Source organism: Rhizobium sp. CB2179, from assembly GCF_057653455.1.
On the sequence record NZ_CM172781.1, the window covers coordinates 745,100 to 767,059 of the forward strand.

The window sequence follows — 21,960 nt, forward strand, 5'->3', positions numbered from 1 at the left end:
GTGGCCTTCTCTGCCAGTCGAAAGAGGGACCCGCCGTGCAACACAATCTGATGACCTCAAGGAAATTCGCGCCGCTGTTCTGGACCCAGTTCCTGACGGCCTTCAACGACAATTTCCTCAAGAACACCCTGGTGTTCCTCATTCTCTTCAAGATGTCTGCCAGTGAAGGCGCCGCCCTGGTGACGCTTGCCGGCGTCATCCTCATCGTGCCCTTCCTGCTGCTGTCGGCGCTCGGCGGCGAACTCGCCGACAAGCACGACAAGGCGAAGATCGCCGAACTGCTGAAACGCTGCGAGATCGCGGTCGCCGCCCTTGCGGTGGTCGGTCTGGCCTTCTCCTCCATCTTCGTGCTGATGGCGGCGCTGTTCGGCTTCGGCATCGTCTCAGCACTTTTCGGGCCGATCAAATACGGCATCCTGCCCGATCATCTCGAACGTCGCGACCTGCCGAAGGCCAATGCCTGGATCGAGGGCGGCACCTTCATCGCCATCCTCGCCGGCACGATCATCGCCGCCTTCGCCTTCTCAGGCGGCGACAATGTGCTGATCTTCGGCACGATGATGATGGGGCTTTCGGTGCTTTGCTGGCTGGCCAGCCGGATGATCCCGCCCACCGGCTCCAAGGCGCCGGATCTGCAGATCGACCGCAATGTCATCCGCTCCAGCTACACCCTCGTCATGGAAATCCGCGCCGATAAACGCCTGTGGCGTTCGGCGCTGATGAACTGCTGGTTCTGGCTGGTCGGCGCCTTCGTGTTGTCCATCCTGCCGACCATGGTGACTGAGCTGCTCGGCGGTTCCGAGCTCGTCGTGCCGGCCTATCTCACCGTCTTTGCCATTGCCGTTGCCGTGGGATCAGCGATTGCCGCCTGGATGTCGTCTGGCCGCATCGTGCTGCTGCCGGCCCCTGTCGGCACGGCGCTGCTCGGCCTCTTCAGCCTCGATCTCGCCTGGAACCTTTGGGGCCTGGCTTCCACAAGCCATGCAACGACGATCGCCGGTTTCTTTGCCGGCCAGAATACCATCCGTGTCGCCATCGATCTCGCCAGCATGGCGATAGCAGGCGCCTTCATCGCCGTGCCGACCTTCGCCGCCCTGCAGACCTGGGCGCATGAGGACCGCCGCGCCCGCGTCATCGGCGCCGCCAATGTGCTGTCTGCCCTGTTCATCACCGTCGGCCTCGGCCTGGTTGCCGCCGTCCAGGCGCTCGGCGCCTCTATTCCCCAGATTCTGATCGGCCTTGGCATCATCAATTTTGCCGTCGCCTGGCTGATGCTGAAGACGCTGCCGACCAATCCCTTCCGCGATTTCATCTCGATCCTGTTCCGCGCCTTCATGCGCCTGGAGGTCGAGGGGCTGGAGAATATCAAGAAGGCCGGCCGCGCGCCGATCATCGCGCTGAACCATGTCAGCCTGCTCGATGGTGCCCTGGCGCTTGCCATCACCGAGGAAGAGCCGACCTTTGCCGTCGATTACAAGATCGCCCAAGCCTGGTGGGTGCGGCCCTTCCTGAAGATGTGCAAATTCCTGCCGCTCGACCCGACAAAGCCGATGGCGACGCGTTCGCTGATCAAGGTGGTGCAGGATGGCAATCCGATCGGCATCTTCCCCGAGGGCCGCCTGACGGTCACCGGCACGCTGATGAAGGTCTATGATGGCGCCGCCATGGTCGCCGACAAAACAGGCTCGATGGTCGTGCCTGTCAAGATCGACGGGCTGGAGAAGAGCTATCTCTCCTATCTCGATAGCGGCAAGATCCGCCGCCGGCTGTTCCCCAAGGTCAAGGTCACCATTCTCGAACCGGTGAAGCTCGAAGTGCCGCCGGAGCTGAAAGGCCGCAAGCGCCGCACGGCGGCGGGTGCCGCACTTTATCAGGTGATGTCGAACCTGCTGTTCCAGACCGCCGATACCTCTTCCACCGTTCTCGACCGCGTCATTCAGGCCGGCCATGAATTCGGCATGAAAAAGCTCGCCGTCGAGGATCCGGTCACCGGCCGGCTGACCTATGGCAAGCTGCTCACGGGCGCTGCCGTGCTCGGCGCAAAATTCCGCACCCGCTTCCCGGAAAACAACCTCGGCGTCATGCTGCCGAATGCCAATGGCGCCGCCGCCACCCTTCTCGGCGTGATGAGCGCGGGCAAGGTGCCGGCGATGCTGAACTTCACCGCGGGTGCCGCCAATATCCTCTCCGCCTGCAAGGCCGCCGAAGTCAGGCATGTGCTGACCTCGCGCGCCTTCGTCACCCAGGCGAAGCTCGGTGCCGTGATCGCCGAGATGGAAAAGCAGGTGAAGATCGTCTGGCTCGATGATCTCAGGGCCGAAATCTCACTCAAGGACAAGATCCTTGGGCTTCTCCGCAAGGCCCGGCCGCTGGTGAAACGCCAGCCGGACGATCCGGCCGTCATCCTCTTCACCTCGGGCTCCGAAGGCACGCCGAAGGGCGTGGTGCTCACCCACCGCAACATCCTCTCGAATGCCGCCCAGGCCGCCGCCCGCATCGATTTCCACAGCGGCGACAAGGTGTTCAACATCTTACCGGTGTTCCATTCCTTCGGGCTGACGGCCGGCACCGTGCTGCCGCTGATATCAGGCGTGCCGGTTTATTTCTATCCGTCGCCGCTGCATTACCGCATCGTGCCGGAGCTGATCTATGCCTCCAACGCCACGATCATCTTCGGCACCGATACCTTCCTTAATGGCTATTCGAGGACGGCGCATCCCTACGATTTCCGCTCGATCCGCTATATCTTCTCCGGCGCCGAGCCGGTGAAGGCCGCAACCCGCCAGACCTATATGGAAAAATTCGGCCTGCGCATCCTCGAAGGTTACGGCGTCACCGAGACGGCACCCGTCATTTCCATCAACACGCCGATGTACAACAAGTCGGGCACGGTCGGCAAAATCCTGCCGGGCATGGAATGGAAGCTCGAACCGGTGCCCGGCATCGAAGAGGGCGGCCGGCTGCATGTGCGCGGCGCCAATGTCATGGCCGGTTATCTGCGCGCCGAAAAGCCCGGCGTGCTCGAGCCGCTCGTCGACGGCTGGCACGATACCGGCGACATCGTCACTATCGACGAGGACGGCTTCGTCAAGATCCGCGGCCGCGCCAAACGCTTCGCCAAGATCGGCGGCGAGATGATCTCGCTCGCCGCCGTCGAGACGCTCGCCGCCGAGCTCTGGCCGGGCGCCCTCTCCGTCGTCTCCTCGCTGCCCGACGCCAAGAAGGGCGAGCGCCTGGTGCTCCTGACCGACGCCCCCACCGCCACCCGTGCCGAATTCCTCGCCTTCGCCAAATCGAAGGGCGCCATGGACATGATGGTCCCGGCCGAAGTCACCATCGGCAAGGTGCCGGTGCTGGGTTCCGGCAAGGTCGATTTCGTCGCGGCGCGCAAGCTGGCGGAGAGTGTGGCGCAGGGGGAACAGGCGGCGTGAGCGGGGTCACTTCCTTGCAGGGTTGCCCCTCATCCTAACCTTACCGGGGTCGAGCCACTCGTCTCGACCCGTCCTGCGGACCCCCGCAAACGGGGCGAGGAGACGTGCCCTGCGAGAGGTTGGTGGGGAACGGAGAGGGCGCGGTATATCCCTTCGCCCCTCGGGGAGAGGCATTACAGCGCCAAGAGCGGATAAAGGGAAGTTACAAAGGTGCCGGCAGGCGGATGAGGGGGCCACACGGCACACCCCTCTCGTGACAACCTATCCGGCGATTGAGACGACGCGAGCGGTGTGGAACTCACATGGTGTTGTTGGAAAGACCGGCGTCGCCGGCCCCCTCATCCGCCCTACGGGCACCTTCTCCCCGAGGGGAGAAGAGGAATCGAGAGGTCGCGGCATGGTCCCTTCGCCCCGCAGGCGGGGGTCCGAAGGACGGGGCGAGGCCCGTGGCTCGACCCCGGCGGTGGCGGCAGCCGGATGAGGGGCTGCCCCCGGCACAAACCAGAAAGCAGCGGCGCGCCGAGACGTCGTCAGCAGCATAACAGGCGGCACTCGGGCCGCCTGTTATGCAATTCAAACAAACCGTCCGTTACTTCTGTTCCGGCGCCAAAAACTCTGCGCAATAGGACGGACCGTCGACGCCGGGGATATCGGCGACGGTGCGGATGTCGCGGATCGTGTAGTCGGAGCTGGTGGTGATTTCGGCCTGGCAGCGCAGATAGGCGGTGCGGGCGGCGGAAATCTGCTTGCCGCGCTTGCCGTCGGCGCCTTCGGCATATTTCGCCGGAATGCGCACGGTCTTGTAGCCGCCGCGCCAGGTATAGACGGTGGTCGAGCCTTGCTCGCTGTCGCTGATCGGCGGGCCGTAGGCGGCAAAGAAGATGCCGGCCGATTTGCCGACCCAGCGGGCCTCGATTGGGTTGCCGGCGGAAGGAATGGTCGTGCATCCGGCAAGCGCAATTGCAAGCCCGGCCGCGGTCATGGTGCGGAAATTCATCGTGTCGTCCCTGATCTCAAGCGCATTGGCTGCGAAGCCGCCGTCGCAGCGGTTTCGCCTGTCCTGTCTGCCCTTTAGCGCGGAACCTGGCAAAAGAAAATTGCTCCTTTGAGACTTCCGTTCGATTTGCGAGAGGTGTGGCTTTTTGCTGCAGCCGCAGCCGTCCGAACCTGTCACAACCCCGTCAAAAATTCCGCCGGCTTTTTGGAATTTGGTGCTTGTGCAACCAGATAGGCTGTTCTATAGAAGCGCCGCTGGTCACGGAGTGTAGCGCAGTCTGGTAGCGCACCACGTTCGGGACGTGGGGGTCGAGTGTTCGAATCACTCCACTCCGACCAGCTAGAAACCCCGCTCCGGCGGGGTTTTTCGTTTGTGCTGATCTCAGCCTTCGTCTCCTCCCCACCGATCAAGTTTCCTAACGGCGGGACTTTGGCGCAGGTGTCGAAGTTCCCCCGGCTCCGTCAGGGCCAGTTTCAACTCCGTAACGGGCGGGATCTTCGCCAATTTCCGCCATGCCTTCGGCGAGAACGGACATGAGCTGTAGACGGCGGTCCGGTCGCATGAACGACAATCCGCGTGCAATTGCGTCACGCCATGACTGACCGCGTTCCCACGCCTCGCAATAGGCCAGCGCAAGATCGGAATGGCGGCGTGTCGCGCCCATCGCTTCGAAAAGATGGGAAGCCTGCTGCACGTCCTTTTCGCGCTTGAGCACGCCATTGTCGTCGTTCTGCCGCCGCGAGGCGACGATCAGCTTGTGAACTGCGTAGCGCTCCGCAGCGGGAACATTGACCGTAATGCCGCTCTTGTGAAGGATCACGGTCCTGATCGGGTTGTAGATGAGGTAATCGAGGAATCTGAGCGGTTCGGCAGAAATTCCCCCAAGGGCGGGCATATCAGCGGGCTTCTGCTGATTGTCGTCGCTGCCCGTATTCGGCGTCAGGAATTCGACCTTGTAGTTCTTCGCGTTTACGAACTGGGTCGAGCGCGTGGGATGGTTGAGATGTGGGACCTCCCGGAATGTCGGGTCCAGCTTTTCAAGAACCTCGCCTATGGGAGGGATGCTGTCGTTGACCGCCGTCGAGATCGAATGGAACTGGGCGAAGTCGGCATCGCTCGTCTGCATAAGCGACGCCGGCAGTCGAACGCCGAGAATGCCGGAATAGGTCTGGAATGCCACGGTTCCGACGAGAACCGCGCGCAGACGGAAGAGCCCTGCATTGGCAAGCGCCTCGATGATGTCGCCCGTAAACCTGGGCGGTGCGTTCATGCCGCCTTCTCTCGTAAGAGTGGCCACCATTCGCCGGCGGTTTCGGAGATCATCCTTGATCGCGCCGAAGTCGGTCACTCTTTTCGTAAGCTCCTCGTCATTCTTTGGCCCGACATAAGACCGTTTGACTCCGTCTTGGCCCGGATGATCGAAATACCAGTATTCCTTGCCCTTCACGGGGACGGAGACGAACCGACCCTCCAGCGGGAACTCGGCGACAAAACTTCCGTCCAGCGAACGCTGGCCGAGCTCCGCCAGCATGGTCTGGTACATCAAATCGATCTCGCGGATGGGCACGGATTTTCTCTTGTTATAACTTTCCTATAAAAAGATTATAACACCGCATTCGACCGGCCGAAAGCCCATCCTTCCTCTGGCTATAATGTTTCTGCAGGAAAATTATAACTGAGGCGCGGCTGAACGGGAGCGGTGCATCGGCTCCCTGTGGCGCAGAACGTGCGTGTGACATCATCGCCAAACCCTGCCGCGTCCTGACCGCCCTCGCGCCTTGCGCGCTGTGGATCAAAAAGGAGCCCCGCCGAAACGGGGCAATTGGGTAGGGGCGGATCGCACTGCAAGGGGTGGCGTACGGCCCCGTCACGAGGGGGCACCTGCGCGATCCTTGCGACCTAACCCATTGATAGTCTGAAAAGTTCCTGTGCGGTTCCGCACCAAGCGCCCCGCGCCTGAGGGATTGATGTTCCAATAAGAGCACATCTCGATGGAGTAAGCGCCGTCAGGAAAACAAATGGCCTATGAGCCTGATATGGCTATCGTCTTCGATAGCGTGACAAAGGCGGTGATCGTCAGTTTCCGCGGAGCCACGGTCTATCTGCCAGGTCCTATGCTGACCGAAGGGGGCCGTCCCTACCGCCGAAGCGCATTGCCGCCGACTTGGCTGGCGAGATTGATTGCGACTTATATCAACGATCCACAAACGGCAGATATTCGTATTGTGAATCGCTCGTCCCTTTCGCAATCAGCGCGCATGCAGAGGCAAAATGTGCTAAGCTCTTTTGGTCGGCAACGAACATCGTTGCCGGTCTATCGTCGCTGATCATCGACAATGTCAGTGGCTTATGTGCTGTTTTGTCATAAACGCACACTTTCGCGGGATCGATAGCCAAATCTTTGGCCGTCCCGTAGCTTTCACGACACCCACAGGCGTTTGGTTTGACATCCAAGCTCCCCACGCGGAGCTACTATGCCCCACTTCGACCAATCGACGGTCGAGAACACTCTGCTGAAATTGTTGAGCGTAGACGGCTTCGCACGCCTCTCGGGAGAGATGGAGCGCGTCGACCTTCCATTGCGGCATGTTCTTGTTGCTAGCGACGTCCCATCCACGCATGTCTGCTTCTTGGAAAGGGGCTTGGGATCTATGGTTGTCGGCAGCACCGACGAAGAAGCGGTGGAGATCGGCCACATCGGGCCCGAAGGCGCATCCGGCATGCACGTCGTCCTGGCGGTAGAGACCACCCCCACGCGCACGTTCATGCAAGTCGCAGGCTCGGGAATTATGGTGCCGATGGAGACGTTTCAGCGCGCGCTGGCCGATGATCCCGAGATGAAGGATTTCTTCCTTCGCTATGTTCACACAACCGTGCTGCAGCTCGCACATTCGGCGCTTGCGAGCGCCCGCTTCAATATGCATGAACGGTTGGCTCGGTGGATCCTGATGTGTCACGATCGCCTTGAAGGCAACAACCTGGCAATTACCCATGAATTTCTGGCATTGATGCTTGGTGTCCGGCGTTCGGGTGTCACCAATGAACTACACGTGCTTGAGGGCGTCCAGGCCATCCGGTCGACCCGCGGAAACGTTAGAATAGTGGACAGGGAGAAATTGATCGAAATTGCCGGTGGCTGCTATGGAGTGCCGGAGCGCGAATACGAAAAGGTGCTGGGTCTTCCGCTCCGCGCCAGGTAGATTAGTCCACTCGCTTAACCGCTTCCGAAAAAGGCAACGCGAGCAGGATATCGCCTGGTTCGTTTTGCCTCTCTCCGTCGCGCTCAAGGCAACGGCATCGATAACGCATTCGCCACTGTCCCATGTCATCGCCGGCAATTGTGCGCAACCGCACTGATGGTTGGCCTTCAGAGCTTGATGCACTACGGTTGTCTTATCGCGATCCGGGTGAGCTGTTGCGACGCTCAATGAGGAAGATATGACGGACTTCGATCCCTCACTCCAGCTAGCAGACGTGAGCATGCTTTCGGATGCTGTTCGGACTTGGTACCGGCATAATCGCGCCACGCCAACGGAACAATCGACACAGCTGCTTTGCAGCGCGGCGTTCGACTTCTATAATCAAGGACACAGGACGCGCGAGGAACTGGTCACGCTGCTGATCACGAAGTTTGATTGCCTTCACTCACTTGATGTCAACGCGCCGACGTCCACGTCTCATCACTAGTGAATCGGTCTTCTCCCGGCTTGACCCTAGAGCGCGAAAAGGCGCTCGCGGCCGATGGAACCTGCGGCGCAATGCTGCGACTCAGCCGCCGACGGTGATTTCACCATCCGCAACACGTTTGACAAATATCTTCAAACCGTCATGCCTGAGTTTCTTCCAACCGCCGTCGGAAACCATTGATTTAGCCAGATCGGCAAACCCCTTGGTGAGGTAGGGAACCTGCGATGCCGGTCGTTTGCCGAGCGCTTGAATCAGGCAGTCAGTTCTTGGCGGCGACGAGAACGTGTTTCCTGAACCTTCCATGCGGATCTCCACATGATCTGTGCCGTCTGGAAATCTGATCGTCCCATAGCCGCACCTGGCCGCCGCCTTCACTTCGGGCTTGGAGAGCTTGTCTTGCAGAACAAATGACAGCTGGCTGAAAGTCTTGTCGGTGTAGTCGAACTGACCCAGTATGATGAAGTCCAGTTCGTTCTGCCCCTTCTTGGCGCCTTTGATCTTGCCAAAGAAGTCGGAATTCACCTTGGTGTCTTTGCCTGTCGTCAGGGCGAGCATTTCGCCCAGCTTGATATAGGTCCTCGGTTTTGACGAAGCGTTTTCGGCGCCAGCCGCGGCCTTGCCTGACGGCAGACTTGCGGTCTCCGGCTTGGCATAGGCGTCAGCGAAGGCTTGCAGTGTCGTGAGGTTGAGCGCTTGGGGAAGCGAACCGCTCTCGAACGTGCGGCAGGAGAGCGCGGCTTGCCGTGTTGCCTTGTCAGGCTTGCCCTCGACATTCCCTGGCTTGCAGCCCAAATGAGCCAGTTGCTGCTGCAACGTCTTGAGCAAAACTGCTTGTTTGGCGGAATAGTCGCTGACACCGCGGGTCACACTGACATTGCGGACATCGATGCCGATACCATCCGGCTGCACCACGTCAAACTGGGACGTATGATGGTCATAGGTCTTCCATTCATTGCCCCAACCCATCATCACCGGGCCGAGAATGAAGTTGAATGATTTTGGGTCGCGGTTTGATTGCGGCTCGCACTCGTTCGATTCCCAGCAATGCGGAGCTTGGTTGGTTGCTTCGCCTTCGGCGGCGTAGATCACCTTGTTGTCGCAGCTTGCCGTAACCCATCCGCTCGCATCGTTTGCCCATCGGATTTTCAGCGAGAATGTCGCCCATTTGCCGAAATCTTGCGGTTTTTGGCACTGGCGGGCGAGAAAGTTCACGCCGTTGCGCGTGTCGGCTTTCAGCATGTAGATGAAATTGTGGATTGCCGGTCCTTCCCAGGACGCGAGGCGCAAATGGCTGTCCCAGCCATCGGGATAAAAGCCGTTTGCGGAGTTGTTCTGCCAGCCCTTGTAGGCAAAAGTCGGATCGAGCCGGAGATCGAACTTGTATTCGACGCTTTCGCCAACCTTCATGTCTCGCGTGTAGCGAATCGTTGAGCGGACGTTGCCATTGCGACAATCATTTTCGCCGCGTCCATCTCCATAGTCGACATGGGAACACTGACGGTCGAATATCTCAAACCGGGTCACGCCGTCCTTGACCTCCGGTCTGACCGATCCGTTGAACTTGTGGCGCTCAAAACCTTTGGGGAGCGGATCGGCAGTCGCTGCTGCGTGGGGCACAAAAACCATAAGCGCGCCAACCGCCAGTCCAACGATGGGATTTTTCAGCATAGCCCCTTCTCCAAATTGGACGCCAACCATATCACGATCTCTTTGGAAGGTCGGGTTTAGATCAGGTTCAGATCGGTGCGTGAGGTGCTGTGCCGGGAGCAGGGGCCGCGGTCAAAGCTGCCAAGCTGCTGTCTTCAACGATGCCGCCGAGCCCGAGCAGGTGCGGCGGGATTGGCCCGGCGAGACGCCGGCGGTCGAGCCTATTGACTCGGAGCCCCGGCGCTCAACAGCGCCCGCACCAATGCCGCCTGGCTGCGGACGCCGGTTTTGTCGAAAATGCGCTGTAGCTGGGTGCGCAACGTGTTGACACTGACCCCGAGCAGATCGGCGGCGGCGGCGAGGTCGTGGCCATCGACGATCAGGCGAGCAAGCCGGGTCTGCGCCGGCGAGAGGCCGAAGACCTCCCGCGCGCTCGCGATCCGGCGCACCAGCGTCTCGGCGTCGTCGAAGGAGACCAGCGTCTTGCCGTCCTCGAGCAGAACCCAGCAGTGGAGCGGAATCCCCGCCGCGTCCTCGCCGAGCGCCACCGCCCAGGCCTGCTTCGGCGCGATGTTCAGCGGCCTCTGGCTCTGCAGCTCGCGGAACGCCAGGCGCACCGCCTCGCGGAGTGCCTCGTCGCGTTCGCGCTGCCGGGCACGCAGGCGGCCGGCAGCGGCGACGAGCCCGGGATGGTCATGCATCCGCTCCCGCGCCAGCCGGTTCGTCCAGAGGATCCTTGCATCCGCGTCGACCTCGATCAGCGGGCAGTTCGCCTCCTCGACGCTGCTCTCCATCATCACCATGCAGCCGATCTTCCAGGCGCCGTCGATCCGGTGGAGGATCCGGAGCTGGCGCTTGCGATCCTCGCCGGTGTCGCTGCCGATCTGATCGAAGGTCATCCAGGCCATGTTGCAGTCGACGACGATGTTGACTTTTTCCCAGCGGACACGCTCCGAAAAGGCGTGTTTCTCCGGGAATCGCTCGACGATCTTCTTGATCCGCGCGGCGATCGGGTCCCAGCCTTCGTCCACCCGGACGCCGAGCGAGGCGAAGTATTCCATCCGCCGGGTCTGCGGCGACTGCACCCAGTGGCTTGCCAGCGCCTCGAAGTCGCGCTGCAGCCAGGCCTCGGTTTCGGCGCGGATCACGGCCATGATCGCCGCCCGGTCAGCCTCGCTGTCGTCCATCGCGCGGTCCCCCACAACGGATCGCAGCATAACATGATCGGTCTGTCGGTGCATGGCGGCACCTCATGTGTGGATGACGCCGGCCAGAAACAGCGTCAGGCCGGCGGTCGCGGCAGTCAGCCCGAGTAGCCGAAGCTTCAGGCGCGGCAGGGTGATCTGATTTCGGTAGTATCGGTCCTCGGCCGCGGCGCCCATCTGCGTCGGGCGGCGGCGGTTTGGCATATGCGCGGCGACGAGACTCTGAAGGTCCATTGTGTTGCCTCCCGGTTCGGGCTTCATCTGCCGCATTCTCGCACGCATCCGAGCCCCGCTCTGTCATGCAGGCGGAGGACATCGGGCTCGGCGCCCGGCTGGCGAACAAAGAATCATCTCAACCGGAACGAGTCCCGCGGTGATTCGTTGAGTCGCGTATTTCCAGCGTGAGGGGGATGCATCATGAGCAGGCGACGAAGGTTCAAGCCGGTGAAGATCACCATCAATGGCAAGGTGAGGACGGTCTATAATGTCGTTCAGGCCGGCAACACTTTGCTGAACGACTGGCCCGAGCAGACGCCGGCAGCCAAGGTGGCCGAGCGGCTTGTGCTCGACGTGTTCAACGATGCCGCCGGGCCCGAGCAGGTGCGGCGGGCATTCATTACCGCGGCGAAGGCGAGCGACATCAAGTTCAGCTCCTGAGCGGCGGTGTCGGCGAAAGCCCTGGCTCACTTCCATGACACATGCTCCTGGTATCGCAGATCCCGGGTTTTGAACTGCGTCTCCATCCAGGCGGCCGAGACGATCGCCGCGAGGAAGCCGAAGGTGAGGCAGGCGATGGCCTGGGTCCGCCACGAGACGAAGGTGACCGGTGCCGGGACGACCGGCTTTTTCGCGCATTCACCGGGCGGGCAGGCGCAGCCGGAAAAGACCTTGATCAGGCAATCGCTCATGCCGCACCGCCTTTCACCGTGTCGATGGCGGCGAGGATCTTCTGGTGAAGCGGGCAGCCGTGATCGTCGCTGCCATCGAAGAAACGTTCGGCCTCCACCAGTGCCTTCAGGAGATCGGGTGCCCCGGCGGTGAAGCGGGCGCGGGTCTTTTCGTTTGCTCCGGCCCGTCGGGCGGCAGGAAGGGAAGGGCTCTCGGTCGATGGCTCTGGTGCGGGATTGGCGGCAGACATCTCCCTTCTCCTCAGGCGTAAAGCTGATCGATATCGGTAATGCCCATGATCTCGCGGGCATAGCGGTAGTGCTCCGCGACGGAGGCGCTCGCACCCCGCAGCCAGGACGGGCCGCGGATCGAATGTTCGGGACGGCGGAGGAACGCAAAGCCGAGGGCGCCCATGCGCTGGGCTTCGTTCGCCATATAGGCGCGGCAGTCGCCCATCGTGCGCGCCGCATTCCAGCGGGCGTCCCGCCTGCTTTCCTCGGTCTCGATATTGCGGATGTGCTGCATCGCCTGTCCTCTCGCGCCTCTGGTCGGCCTGTGAGGGAAAGGTATATATAATACCCGATTACGTCAATCGCAAAAGGTATAAAAAATACCTCTGCGATTGACGGGGTACGAATCATAGGTTTATGTCTGTCGCCAGTGATTGGGCGACCGGGTGCAACTCCCGAGCTGACGAAGCCCAGCGGCGCGGGAAGCGAAAGTCCTTAAGTGTGCTGTCAGAAAATCAGGACGAGGGCGAAGCGAATGGCCCCTCTGGCACGTGTCCCATCCCGGCTCCGGCCTTCAGGACTTGGCCAATGCTCTCCCGGCTTCATGGGCTTTGCTCATGGGGTAGGGGGAAGCTTTGGCCGGAACCCTCCCTCACCAGCCTTCAGGAACCTTCTCCTCCTAAGCTGAAGAGAGAGGATAGAGAACTGAAGTTGGAGTATGAAAGCTACGAGAAAAAAGGAGGCCGGCCATGCGCAACGAAATCGAAATCACCGACTAGGTGATCGAGGCGGGTCTGGGATCACCGAATTTACGATCCATGGGATGAGAAGCTGCCGAAGGACATTCCCCGCGGCCATCGTTCCATCCTGGTGGCGGTGACGAGTGGTGCGCGAAGGGCATCCGAAGCTTCCGCAATTTTTGGTTTCAGAGGATGAATCGTCCCGATATACATCGTGATCCCGGCTAGGGCTCGGCGAGCTCCGGAGCGAAATCCTACAGGCCGTACATCGCGCGCGCGGCACTGTACGCCAGGAGCAACACCGCTATCGTGACGATATAGAACCAGATTCGGCCAGAGCATGAGGAAGGGCGTATCATCCTGTTTTACCTATTGAAATACGATTGATTCCCGGCGTTATTCCCGAGCTTTGGCTGTCAGCCTCACATCTCGATGATCGAGCGGCGGACGCGGCCGACGATGGTGACGGCGCCCTGGAATTCCGGCGGCGGCACGTCCTCGTAGGACGCCGGCTGGAAGGGCGGGTTATCGTTCGGGCGATAGCGCTTGTAGGTCGCAGCCCCCGTCTCGTCGGCAACGACATAGAGCGCGTTCGGCGCCAGGCGCTTGTCGCGCAGATTGACGAAGATGATCGAGCCGGGCGGCGAGATCTTGTTCATCGAATTGCCCTCGACCTCGAGTGCGATCCATTCGCCATCGGGCAGATCGAGGGCGGCGACCGTCGGGAATTCCGAAAAATCGGTGATCGGCGCCTGCTCGCTCAGCTGCCCGGCGCTGACCCAGGAGATCTTCGGCACATCGGCGACGGAGGCGGGCAGCTCATCCGGATCGAGCGCGTTGCCGGTGCCGAACTGCAGCCAGTTGAGATTGACCTTGAAAGCGCGGGCATATTTCTTCGCATCGGCAATGCCGAAGCCGTTGCGGCCGGACTCATGCGCCTTGTAGACATTGGCATTCCAGCCGAACCGATCGACGATCGCCTTCGGCCCGGCAAAGCCCGCATTCTTCCTGGCCATGACGAGGCGCTTTGCGCGTTCTTCGCGTTCAAATTGTTCCTGATCTTTCAACATGATATAAAAAATACCCTAAATTAAGGTACATGTCATGCCCTAATGTGCTTGACATTACGGGTATTAATTGTACCCTAATCGCCATGACACACACCGACATCATCAACAACGGTCCAGCCTTCCAGACTAGGGAGACCAGGGCATGAGGTTCACCATCTCAAGCGAAGAGCGGCTCGCCATGGACGTCATGCCGACCGGCGTCGTCATTCACCGGCCGCAAGGGCCAAGGGGAGGGCGGATGTCTGCGATATCAGTTCGCAACGAGGATATTCCCTTCCTCGCCAAGGCCTTGCAGCAGGTGCTGAACGCCAACCGGGAGGTGGAATCGCTATGACCATCGCCACCGCAACACCCGCCGGCGAGTTCCAGCGCCGCGGCGCCCGCTACACCGGCTGCCCGATCTGCGCAAAGGCGCTGTCGATTGCCGAGGTGATCGAGCGCCACTGCGAAAATTGCGATCGGCCGACGCGCCCGGAAGAGATCAGCGAGACCATGATCTTGCCCGGCGCTCTGCCGGTCACCCACCCCGATAGCCCAGCCCCTCCCTGACGGCTATCGGTGGCTGGCGTCGTCGCCCTCCCTCGGCGACGCCAGCATCCCCGGGCGCGACTGTGTCGTGCCCACCGGGCGCGCTCGCGCCCGACCCAGGCGGCGGCCTGGCAGACGACCGGAGCTTTTGCTCCCGCATGAGCCGGCTCCGGTCGTCATCGATGAATTTGAATCAAGCACGGGACGAGCCACCCGCTCCGGCGGGAACGGCGAGCCGCGCTTGAAATCGGAAAGAAGGATCAAGCGATGAGCATCCAGGCCGAGGCCACGCCAGCGCAGCAAAGCACGCACATGAACGCGCTCGAGCTCTTCCGCAGCGGCCGGGACTACATCGAGATCGCGGCCCTCCTGGGGAGGTCGGTGCCGTCGGTGGAAACCGAGATCCACCGGCTTCGAAGCGCGGAAAAGGGCGACACCGCCCAGCAGGACCATGCCGGTGAGATCAGGCGGTTTCCCCGCCGCACCGCCAGGTCCGGCGCCCCGGTCAATTTTGCCGGCGGGCGACGGAGGCTGCGGGTTTGAAGAGGCCATCTCAACCGGGAAAGGGACATCGCATGGGCAAGGACACAGTGAGCCAGGAGATCATGGACATCCTCAGCCCGGTGCTGGGGGAGGAGCTCGCGGCAGCGATCATCGAGCATCGCAAGCGCACGCTGAAGAAGCCGCTGACGGCTTATGCCGCCAGGATGCAGGCGAGGGAATATCTCATGACCGGCGACCCGATCGGCGCCGCCGAGATGCAGATCTTCCGCGGCTGGCAGGCGATCAAATGCGACTGGTACCTCAAGGAGAAGGCGAGGGAGGCCGGGTCGATCAACAGCAGCACGAGAAGGACGACAGTGGATGCCGCAAGAGATTTCCTCTCCGGTGAAGATCATAGCTGGGATGCTTTCGGGTTTCCCGGCATCCGCAGGCACTGATCCCGACATGCAGATCCGCGCCTATCTCGTCGCGATCGAGGGCATCCCGGTGGAGGCGGTCTGGCAGGCCGCCAAACTCTTCATCTCCGGAAAGGTCAGGGATCATAACCGCGCCTTTGCCCCGAGCTCAGCCAGTTTTGCCGAGCAATGCCGCATTCAAAAGGCGGCGATCGAGGCGGAGAGCCGGCCGCGCATGGAGGCGGAGCCCGAGACGCCGCAGCCGAAAGTCCCGGCCTACAAGATGCAGCTGCTGCGCGACGCCGCCAATGGCAGCCGCAGCGCCAAGCGGGAGCTCGCCAGGATGTTTCCCGACAATCCGATCATTGCAAGGGCCGCACGACACGAGGAGGCATTGAGATGACCATCACTTTTTGGACGGAAGACAAGATCGTCAAGGCGGAAAAGCTCTGGAAGGAAGGGCTGTCGGCAAGAGAGATCGCCAATCTCTTCGGCTCGAAGAAGAACACCGTCATCAACATGGCGCATCGCAACCGCGACAGGTTCCCCTCCCGGCAGGACACCTGGCATCCGCAGCCGAAGGCGGGCCCGCCGGTCCAGCCGATCCGCCACCCCGACCGCGTGACGCGGGTGACCCTGTCGGGCGCCCACGTGACGATGCCGCGCGTGCCCTGCATCGATGGGTATGCAGAGCCATGAGCAACGTCACCCCGCGCGAAACCGAAGTGATCCGCTGGATGGCGGCGGGCAAGACGGCCGCCGAGATCGGCACCATTCTCGGCATCTCCCACATCACCGTGAATACGCACATTGCCAACGCCAAGGCGCGGCTCGGCGTCTTCAAGGATACGGCGCTGGTCGCCGCGGCACTCAGAAACGGCATCATTCGATAGAAGGACGATCAGCATGGGCGGCAAAGCCACCAAGGTGAAGACAGGACGGGTCAACAAGGGCGCCGGCCGTCCGCGTAAGGAAAATGTCGAGCGTTTTCCCTGCGGCAAGATCAAGCCCTTCGAAACCGAGAAGGAGAATATCAGCGTGGCGATATCAGCCCGCCGCCGCATCCACGGCTTCGGCCGGACGGTTGATGATGAGACGGTCAAGAGCCCCTTTGCCGGCTACACCCTCGGCCGCATGTTCCTCGACGGCCTGATCACCGCCGAGCAGCGCCAGGCCGGCGACGACTATGCCGAGGCGATCGCCCGCTACCACAAGACCACAGGCATCCCGGCCCCGAGCCCAAGGGCGCAATCGCTGTTCTCAGTCAAAGGCCACGAAGGCGAGCAGACCGAAACCTTCGCTGACCGCGCCCGCAAGGCCAGCAACCGCATGATGGCGCTGCAGGGCATCCTGCTCCGCTGCCCTGACGGACCGCAGGTGCGCAGCACGGTCTATAACGTCACGGTGATGGACTATGAACACTTGCGCCAGATGCCGCCGCAGCAATTGCTGTGGCTGCGGAGGGGGTTGACGGCGTTGCGGGGGGTGAGGGGTGGTTGATGGGGGGTAAGGCTCCTCTCGGGAGTCCGGGGCTGCGACCTCTCTCCAGCCTCATCCTGAGGCGCCCCGCAGGGGCCTCGAAGGACGGGGCTGGCCTCCCGCCTGCCTCGATATACCAATGCTGCCATTGGCGTCCAGCCACCCGCCCCCGTCCTTCGAGGCTCCGGCCTTTGGCCTGCGCACCTCAGGATGAGGGCTGGTCGGTGTGCCCTGCCGTTGCGATTCCCGTTAAACCAGGGCCGCAACCTCTCTCCAGCCTCATCCTGAGGTGCCCCGGAAGGGGCCTCGAAGGACGGGGCTGGCCGCCCCGCCTCACGCGCCGGTTGGTTGCGAAGCCAGTCCGAAAGAAATGTGGATTTTCACAGTTGTTGGCGCTGTATGTGCCGCCGAGCTCACCCCACTCTCCGTCTTCCTCGGGCTTGACCCGAGGATCCACGCCAGCCTCCCTCCATCAACAACGGGCATGGATCTGAGGCTCGAGGGCTGGGTGATTGAACCGGAGCTATTCGGCCCGGCGCAGCAACTGCGTCTCGGGCCGTCCTGAAAGCCTGATGGCCGCAGGCTCGCCGATGTCGGTTTGAAATCAAACCGCTCCGCCAGACGCCAATTTGATTGCCGCGGCTGGCCGAAATGGAGGATCGGGATCTTCAGCCGGAGTTCGCTCATAGTGGTCGAATTGCATCGTGCAGACCGCCTGGCCTTCCGACAAGGTGCTCAGTTCGCCGTCATAACCGAACATGTTTGCCAGCGGCACCATCGCATGGACCAAGACGGCGTCGCCGAGGACAGACCTATCCATTATACTGCCGCGACGCGAAGCCAGATCTTCAACGATCAGGCGCGTATGGTCGGCGGGGGTGGCGATCTCAACTTTCATGATCGGCTCCAATAAGAGCGAGCCGCTCTGCCGGAACGCGTCGAGCAGAGCCCCGCTGGACGCAATCTCGAAGGCCGCCGCCGATGAATCGACATCATGGAAAGCGCCGTCGACCAGGCGGACCTTGATGTCTACCGGAACGACGTCAAGTTCGCTCCCGCCGATCGCCTTCTTCAATCCATTTTCGATGGCGGGAATGTACTCGGCCGGGATGGCGCCACCGACGATCTGCGACTTGAATTCAAAGCCGTCGCCCGGCTCGTTCGGCGCAACAACCAGCTTCGTGCGGGCGAACTCGCCGGTGCCGCCGAAGTGCTTCTTGTGCGTGTAGTCGATCTCGATCGCTCTTGCGATCGTCTTGCGGAATATGACCCGGGGTGGGCCGACCTTGCAGTCGATCCCGCAAATACGCTTTATGCTGTCAACCTTCACATCGATATCCGCTTGGCTTGCTCCCCTGAGGATCGCAGAGCTGCTTTCGCGGTCAGTCCAAGCACTCGAAGGATTTCTCTTCGCAATGGAGCGGATCGCCAGTTCCAGTCTCTCCCCATCTTTTTCAGATCGCGGAAGAATCGAAACTTGAACCAGATCATTGGGTGTTTTGGTCATGCGAACTCCCTTGAGCGCTCCGGCTTATACCGTCGTGGCCGGTTAGGGCAGGCGGAACGGAAACAGTTTGAACCCCATTCGCGGGCCGCCAAACCTCGTCCCCAGTTCAATCGACTTCGAGCGGTGGTTCGCCGAACGTGGTCGCAATGATCCCATGTGCGGAGTGGTCCGTGTCGTACCAGACGGCAGCGATGTGCGCCACGAAGGCACCGGCGTTCGAGGGTAGCCCGGCCGCTTGAACCGCCTCTGCCTGTTCTTTGAGGAGGATCTCCAGTGCGACGCGATCGTAAACGTAAAATGCCCCACTTTTGATACGGCAGGTTTTGGTCGTGAACAGCGCTGTTGCCAGCCCACGTCTGGCCGCAGAAGCTGCAAGAGCCTTCGGGGTCGTCTTGAGAAAGCGCTTGATGGTATAGATCGGCAAATATCCGATCGGCTTGGATGGCCCGACAGCGATCAGACTGTGCAGTATCGCACTCCGCATTTCATCGTCCTGGATGATTTCACGTTCAGTCTCGACCGGAGCGTTCATTGCCCTTTGCCAAAAATCATGTTCGCGGTGCCGCTTGCAATCTCCGGATGGACGCAAGTCGCCTCGGACGCCTTCCTGTGGGGCTGATTGAACCTCTGCGCTCGACGATAGTGCCTTTGCCGAAAGTTGCAATTAGCTCGAAGGAGGTAGCGGCCGGCACTTGATGCGGGCCTTTGATGACGGAAGCTGCGTTCTGCAGTTGGACGTCGGAAACAAGGTTCGCCTTATCGCCTTCATCAACACGGACTCTCCCGAAGATGTCGGTGCCACGCTCAGCGAAGAATGGTTGGACGCTGGTCTTTTCTACGGTGTTCTGTCTCGCTGGAGCGAGTTGTTCGCCGCAGAATGGGCAGAAAAGTCGAGCTAAGCCGCCCGAAGCCGCCCTTATTCCGTCTGCCATTGCTGTATTTGCCGCAGAGCTCATCCCACCCTCCGTCTTCCTCGGGCTTGACCCGAGGATCCATGCCGGCCTGCGTGCTGCGGCCTGGAGACACGGGCGGAAACGGGGCGAGGGGGGCCTGCGAAGCCGGTCTTTCCAACAACGTCCATGCGGGCTTCGGCCGCGACGGCATTGTCTCGACAGTGTTCAGGGTGTCGGGAGGGTGTGCCGTGTGGCCCCCTCATCCGCCTGCCGGCACCTTCTCCCCGAGGGGAGAAGAGACTTGCGGCAGCCTCTCCGTTCCCATTGGCCTCACGACGGTAGAGACCAGTGGCTCGATCCCGGTAAGGCTAGAGCAGATCCTCCTGGGCCCACCCTCTGCAACCCCGGCCAGCGCCGGGCAGGCCAAGCGCTGATCTACATCACCAGGGGGTCAAAATTGCCACGCCTAAACACAGGCGATCGGATTGACAGAAGTTTAGCTGTTCGCACATACCTGCAGGGCCTGTTCTAATAGGGATATTGACGGATCCACCGTGAAATTGACGTTGCTGCAAGTTTTGAGGACATTGTGGGCGCGGGGGAGCAATTGCCAAACACATGTCGTTCTCAAGGGACATAAGGAAGCAAGACTGTGATCTACGAGCTCAGAATTTACGACTGCCTGCCCGGCCGATTGCCCGCGCTGCTCAACCGCTTTGCTGAACATACGCTGGCAATATGGGACAAGCACGGCATCAAGCAGGCGGGTTTCTTCACCACAATCGTGGGCGAAAGCAGCCAGCGTCTCACCTATCTCATCGCCTGGGAATCGCTAGCTGATCGCGAGGTGAAATGGAATGCTTTCACCACTGATCCTGCATGGCTTAAGGCCCGCGACGAGTCAGAGCGCGACGGGCAAATCCTCTCCAATATCTCTAGCCAGCTGTTGTCACCGACCGCCTTTTCGGCAGTAAAGTAAGACACTACCGATCCCCGCTGGCCGCCAGTCGGAATTCCACCCGATCTGGTCATCCGCGGAAGCGATGAAGAACGGCAGCTCCTAGAACAGGATGATTTTAGGCCCGGTCGGCCTAAAATCTGAATCCTGTTCTAAATTAAATAGTTGGAGCATGATGTCGTCCGAAAACCGACCACACTTTTCGGCATCATGCTCTAGGATATCGCCAACGCTGCTCGAACGGCCGGAATGGGGCGCTTCGCCGACGGCTCTTCATCACCGTCGGCAAAATCGCTTGGGTCAGATCTCAGTGGCTTCGGAGAGCAAAAGCGCGCCTGCACCAGATGCCGCCGCCGCTGTTCTCGTGGGCGAGCAGGGGGCTTGCGGCGGGACGAGGGCCGGGTGACGCCGGAGCTGCTCGGCCCTACGCTCACCCGCGTGGGCGCTGGATCAGGTCTGTCGCATGGTCTTCCATCCAGGCGACCTCAAGCATCCCCTCGTCAAGCACGCCGCGGCTGGCCAATTCCATCTCCCATGCGGAACCCGCTGCAGCAAGGTTGCGCATATGTTGCTGCATTTGCCGAACCCGTTCGATTCCGGCCTGCATGATGCCGATCTCGGGCTCTATCCCGTAGGCATCGAGTAACAATTGAAAGCGCCGGGCTTTCTCGCGGACGCCCGTTTGCAAGCCATGCGCCTCGCATTTCTCGTCACGCCAGAACGGCACCCAGCGCCAGGCAACAAAGCCGAGGTCCCAGGCGCGCGGTCCCGGCGCTGCCGCGTCCCAATCGATGAAAGCCACGGGGAGCCCTGCTTGAAACACCGTATTCCACGGCGTCAGGTCATTGTGGCAGACCGTTTCAACAGGGTGGCGGGCGTCAAGACGCCATTCGCGATCCCGCCATGAGAAGCTGGCTGCAGCATCGTGGTAGGATCGCAGCAATTGTCCCAGGCGCTCGAGGACGCTGTCGCGCCAGACATAATCCGGGAGACGGAGATCGAAGCGACCGCCTTTATCGGGAAGGAAGCCTTCACCGTTGCCGACGTCACCGTCGATATAGGTGAGGACTTCCCGGCCTTGGTCATCGAGGCCCAGCGCACGCGGGCAGCCATCATATCCCTGGCGCTCGACGTGCCGCAGCAGGTCTAAAACGGCGGGAGACCACGCACGTCCGCCGCGCCGCACCGTTTCGCCGATGCGCACGACATTCGAATCCTTGCCGCCGATAAGAGGAATTTCTGGCTCGTTCATAGCCTAGCTTAGGCGAGGGCGAACTGACGGGTCAACGGAGAAGGTTCCTGCAAAGGCGAAAGGAACGGAGCGTCGAGCCGACGTCATCGACGATCGCAGCAGGCAATAGCCGCGAAAGCCCGGACTCCCGCGCTATCCGTTTCACGCCGGGAACTGCCCCTCACCCTAACCCTCACCCCGTAAAAACGGGGCGAGGGGACGTGCCAAACGCAGCGTCAAGATTGAGGAAGCCGGTGCGGCATGTCCCTTCTCCCCGCGCGCGGGGGTCCGAAGGACGGGGCGAGACCCGTGGCTCGACCCCGGTCGGTGGCGGCAGCCGGATGAGGGGCAGGCTGCGATCTATGTGCGGGATTGCCGCATGACATGGGATCCGCTGCTCGCGTCCAAAACGCCGCGGGTCTAAGACCGGTTGACCGCCCCCGAGCTACTCGGTCCACCGCCGTTCAAAGAACTTTGTCCTGGCGCCCAGATAAATGAGCGCGAGCAAGAGGCCGATGCCGACATAGCGACTTTGGTCGACGTCTGATGAACCCTTTTCGGTGCCGCTCT

At 61.3% G+C, this 21,960-nt stretch carries 26 protein-coding genes, 1 tRNA gene and 1 pseudogene; 15 read left to right on the forward strand and 13 right to left on the reverse strand.

Annotated features, from left to right (window positions below; genetic code table 11):
- Window positions 1-35: 35 nt before the first annotated feature.
- The gene (locus tag AC244Q_RS03575) at window positions 36-3,431 is read left to right on the forward strand and encodes an acyl-[ACP]--phospholipid O-acyltransferase (RefSeq protein ID WP_128408150.1); all 3,396 of its coding nucleotides are present in this window, start codon (window positions 36-38) and stop codon (window positions 3,429-3,431) included.
- A 322-nt stretch (window positions 3,432-3,753) separates the two neighbouring features.
- Here AC244Q_RS03575 and AC244Q_RS03580 read toward each other — a convergent pair.
- A pseudogene (locus AC244Q_RS03580) lies at window positions 3,754-3,936 on the reverse strand (hypothetical protein); the annotation flags it as partial.
- Window positions 3,937-4,020: 84 nt separating this feature from the next.
- Window positions 4,021-4,428: a hypothetical protein gene (locus AC244Q_RS03585; RefSeq protein ID WP_003557243.1), complete on the reverse strand. Its 408-nt coding sequence runs from the start codon at window positions 4,426-4,428 to the stop codon at window positions 4,021-4,023.
- Between the two features lie 261 nt (window positions 4,429-4,689).
- On the opposite strand from AC244Q_RS03585, the gene AC244Q_RS03590 reads away from it, so the two are divergent.
- Window positions 4,690-4,766, forward strand: a tRNA-Pro gene (locus tag AC244Q_RS03590).
- A gap of 77 nt (window positions 4,767-4,843) precedes the next feature.
- Here the strand turns inward: AC244Q_RS03590 and AC244Q_RS03595 are convergent.
- Entirely contained in the window at window positions 4,844-5,989 is a 1,146-nt protein-coding gene (locus tag AC244Q_RS03595; protein WP_244432261.1) for a nucleotidyltransferase family protein, read from the reverse strand.
- 457 nt (window positions 5,990-6,446) lie between these two features.
- Here AC244Q_RS03595 and AC244Q_RS03600 point away from each other — a divergent pair, with 457 nt between their 5' ends.
- The 3 genes from AC244Q_RS03600 (at window position 6,447) to AC244Q_RS03610 (ending at window position 8,115) form a co-directional block, all read left to right on the forward strand.
- Window positions 6,447-6,755, forward strand: a complete 309-nt coding sequence (locus tag AC244Q_RS03600; protein WP_164902425.1) for a hypothetical protein — start codon at window positions 6,447-6,449, stop codon at window positions 6,753-6,755.
- Between the two features lie 147 nt (window positions 6,756-6,902).
- Entirely contained in the window at window positions 6,903-7,628 is a 726-nt protein-coding gene (locus AC244Q_RS03605; RefSeq protein ID WP_113548536.1) for a Crp/Fnr family transcriptional regulator, read from the forward strand.
- A 238-nt stretch (window positions 7,629-7,866) separates the two neighbouring features.
- Window positions 7,867-8,115, forward strand: a complete 249-nt coding sequence (locus tag AC244Q_RS03610) for a hypothetical protein (RefSeq protein WP_017993236.1) — start codon at window positions 7,867-7,869, stop codon at window positions 8,113-8,115.
- Between the two features lie 81 nt (window positions 8,116-8,196).
- On the opposite strand, the gene AC244Q_RS03615 is transcribed toward AC244Q_RS03610, so the two are convergent.
- The 3 genes from AC244Q_RS03615 to AC244Q_RS03625 all read right to left on the reverse strand — a co-directional run bounded on the left by AC244Q_RS03615 (window position 8,197) and on the right by AC244Q_RS03625 (window position 11,201).
- On the reverse strand, window positions 8,197-9,783 hold the full coding sequence (locus tag AC244Q_RS03615; protein WP_128408152.1) for a hypothetical protein: 1,587 nt from the start codon (window positions 9,781-9,783) through the stop codon (window positions 8,197-8,199).
- A 200-nt stretch (window positions 9,784-9,983) separates the two neighbouring features.
- Entirely contained in the window at window positions 9,984-11,003 is a 1,020-nt protein-coding gene (locus tag AC244Q_RS03620; protein WP_128408153.1) for a helix-turn-helix domain-containing protein, read from the reverse strand.
- 9 nt (window positions 11,004-11,012) lie between these two features.
- Window positions 11,013-11,201 carry a hypothetical protein gene (locus AC244Q_RS03625; protein WP_128408154.1) on the reverse strand — a complete coding sequence of 63 codons (189 nt, stop codon included), beginning with the start codon at window positions 11,199-11,201 and terminating at the stop codon, window positions 11,013-11,015.
- Window positions 11,202-11,384: 183 nt separating this feature from the next.
- On the opposite strand from AC244Q_RS03625, the gene AC244Q_RS03630 reads away from it, so the two are divergent.
- The gene (locus AC244Q_RS03630; RefSeq protein ID WP_012756410.1) at window positions 11,385-11,624 is read left to right on the forward strand and encodes a DUF982 domain-containing protein; all 240 of its coding nucleotides are present in this window, start codon (window positions 11,385-11,387) and stop codon (window positions 11,622-11,624) included.
- A 26-nt stretch (window positions 11,625-11,650) separates the two neighbouring features.
- Here AC244Q_RS03630 and AC244Q_RS03635 read toward each other — a convergent pair whose 3' ends face one another.
- From AC244Q_RS03635 to AC244Q_RS03650, 4 genes are all read right to left on the reverse strand, one after another.
- A complete protein-coding gene (locus AC244Q_RS03635; protein WP_128408155.1) occupies window positions 11,651-11,875 on the reverse strand; it encodes a hypothetical protein in 225 nt (74 codons plus the stop codon).
- The gene (locus tag AC244Q_RS03640; protein WP_012756412.1) at window positions 11,872-12,105 is read right to left on the reverse strand and encodes a hypothetical protein; all 234 of its coding nucleotides are present in this window, start codon (window positions 12,103-12,105) and stop codon (window positions 11,872-11,874) included. Before AC244Q_RS03640 ends, AC244Q_RS03635 begins: the two co-directional genes overlap by 4 nt.
- An 11-nt stretch (window positions 12,106-12,116) precedes the next feature.
- Window positions 12,117-12,380, reverse strand: a complete 264-nt coding sequence (locus AC244Q_RS03645; RefSeq protein ID WP_128408156.1) for a hypothetical protein — start codon at window positions 12,378-12,380, stop codon at window positions 12,117-12,119.
- 867 nt (window positions 12,381-13,247) lie between these two features.
- Window positions 13,248-13,895 (reverse strand): S24 family peptidase, encoded by a 648-nt coding sequence (locus AC244Q_RS03650; RefSeq protein ID WP_049735360.1) that lies wholly within the window; start codon window positions 13,893-13,895, stop codon window positions 13,248-13,250.
- A gap of 142 nt (window positions 13,896-14,037) precedes the next feature.
- On the opposite strand from AC244Q_RS03650, the gene AC244Q_RS03655 reads away from it, so the two are divergent.
- From AC244Q_RS03655 to AC244Q_RS03690, 8 genes are all read left to right on the forward strand, one after another.
- Window positions 14,038-14,229, forward strand: a complete 192-nt coding sequence (locus AC244Q_RS03655; RefSeq protein WP_017993244.1) for a hypothetical protein — start codon at window positions 14,038-14,040, stop codon at window positions 14,227-14,229.
- Window positions 14,226-14,444 (forward strand): hypothetical protein, encoded by a 219-nt coding sequence (locus tag AC244Q_RS03660; RefSeq protein ID WP_128408157.1) that lies wholly within the window; start codon window positions 14,226-14,228, stop codon window positions 14,442-14,444. The genes AC244Q_RS03655 and AC244Q_RS03660 overlap by 4 nt, the downstream gene beginning before the upstream one ends.
- A gap of 246 nt (window positions 14,445-14,690) precedes the next feature.
- The gene (locus tag AC244Q_RS03665) at window positions 14,691-14,966 is read left to right on the forward strand and encodes a sigma-70 family RNA polymerase sigma factor (RefSeq protein WP_128408158.1); all 276 of its coding nucleotides are present in this window, start codon (window positions 14,691-14,693) and stop codon (window positions 14,964-14,966) included.
- Window positions 14,967-14,998: 32 nt separating this feature from the next.
- Window positions 14,999-15,364 carry a hypothetical protein gene (locus AC244Q_RS03670; protein WP_128408159.1) on the forward strand — a complete coding sequence of 122 codons (366 nt, stop codon included), beginning with the start codon at window positions 14,999-15,001 and terminating at the stop codon, window positions 15,362-15,364.
- Complete coding sequence (locus AC244Q_RS03675) at window positions 15,330-15,725, forward strand: hypothetical protein (RefSeq protein ID WP_128408161.1); 396 nt, start codon at window positions 15,330-15,332, stop codon at window positions 15,723-15,725. The genes AC244Q_RS03670 and AC244Q_RS03675 overlap by 35 nt, the downstream gene beginning before the upstream one ends.
- Window positions 15,722-16,021 (forward strand): GcrA family cell cycle regulator, encoded by a 300-nt coding sequence (locus AC244Q_RS03680; RefSeq protein WP_027689641.1) that lies wholly within the window; start codon window positions 15,722-15,724, stop codon window positions 16,019-16,021. The genes AC244Q_RS03675 and AC244Q_RS03680 overlap by 4 nt, the downstream gene beginning before the upstream one ends.
- Window positions 16,018-16,215 (forward strand): response regulator transcription factor, encoded by a 198-nt coding sequence (locus tag AC244Q_RS03685; RefSeq protein WP_003546099.1) that lies wholly within the window; start codon window positions 16,018-16,020, stop codon window positions 16,213-16,215. Before AC244Q_RS03680 ends, AC244Q_RS03685 begins: the two co-directional genes overlap by 4 nt.
- Window positions 16,216-16,228: 13 nt before the next feature.
- The gene (locus tag AC244Q_RS03690) at window positions 16,229-16,822 is read left to right on the forward strand and encodes a hypothetical protein (RefSeq protein WP_487764148.1); all 594 of its coding nucleotides are present in this window, start codon (window positions 16,229-16,231) and stop codon (window positions 16,820-16,822) included.
- Between the two features lie 583 nt (window positions 16,823-17,405).
- On the opposite strand, the gene AC244Q_RS03695 is transcribed toward AC244Q_RS03690, so the two are convergent.
- Together AC244Q_RS03695 and AC244Q_RS03700 are read right to left on the reverse strand one after the other, a co-directional pair.
- Complete coding sequence (locus AC244Q_RS03695) at window positions 17,406-18,308, reverse strand: translation factor GTPase family protein (protein ID WP_128408274.1); 903 nt, start codon at window positions 18,306-18,308, stop codon at window positions 17,406-17,408.
- A 106-nt stretch (window positions 18,309-18,414) separates the two neighbouring features.
- Complete coding sequence (locus AC244Q_RS03700; protein ID WP_128408273.1) at window positions 18,415-18,840, reverse strand: hypothetical protein; 426 nt, start codon at window positions 18,838-18,840, stop codon at window positions 18,415-18,417.
- 1,013 nt (window positions 18,841-19,853) lie between these two features.
- On the opposite strand from AC244Q_RS03700, the gene AC244Q_RS03705 reads away from it, so the two are divergent.
- Entirely contained in the window at window positions 19,854-20,180 is a 327-nt protein-coding gene (locus tag AC244Q_RS03705) for an NIPSNAP family protein (protein WP_017990605.1), read from the forward strand.
- Between the two features lie 409 nt (window positions 20,181-20,589).
- Here AC244Q_RS03705 and AC244Q_RS03710 read toward each other — a convergent pair whose 3' ends face one another.
- Window positions 20,590-21,411 carry a phosphotransferase gene (locus AC244Q_RS03710; RefSeq protein WP_128408271.1) on the reverse strand — a complete coding sequence of 274 codons (822 nt, stop codon included), beginning with the start codon at window positions 21,409-21,411 and terminating at the stop codon, window positions 20,590-20,592.
- Window positions 21,412-21,960: the final 549 nt, after the last annotated feature.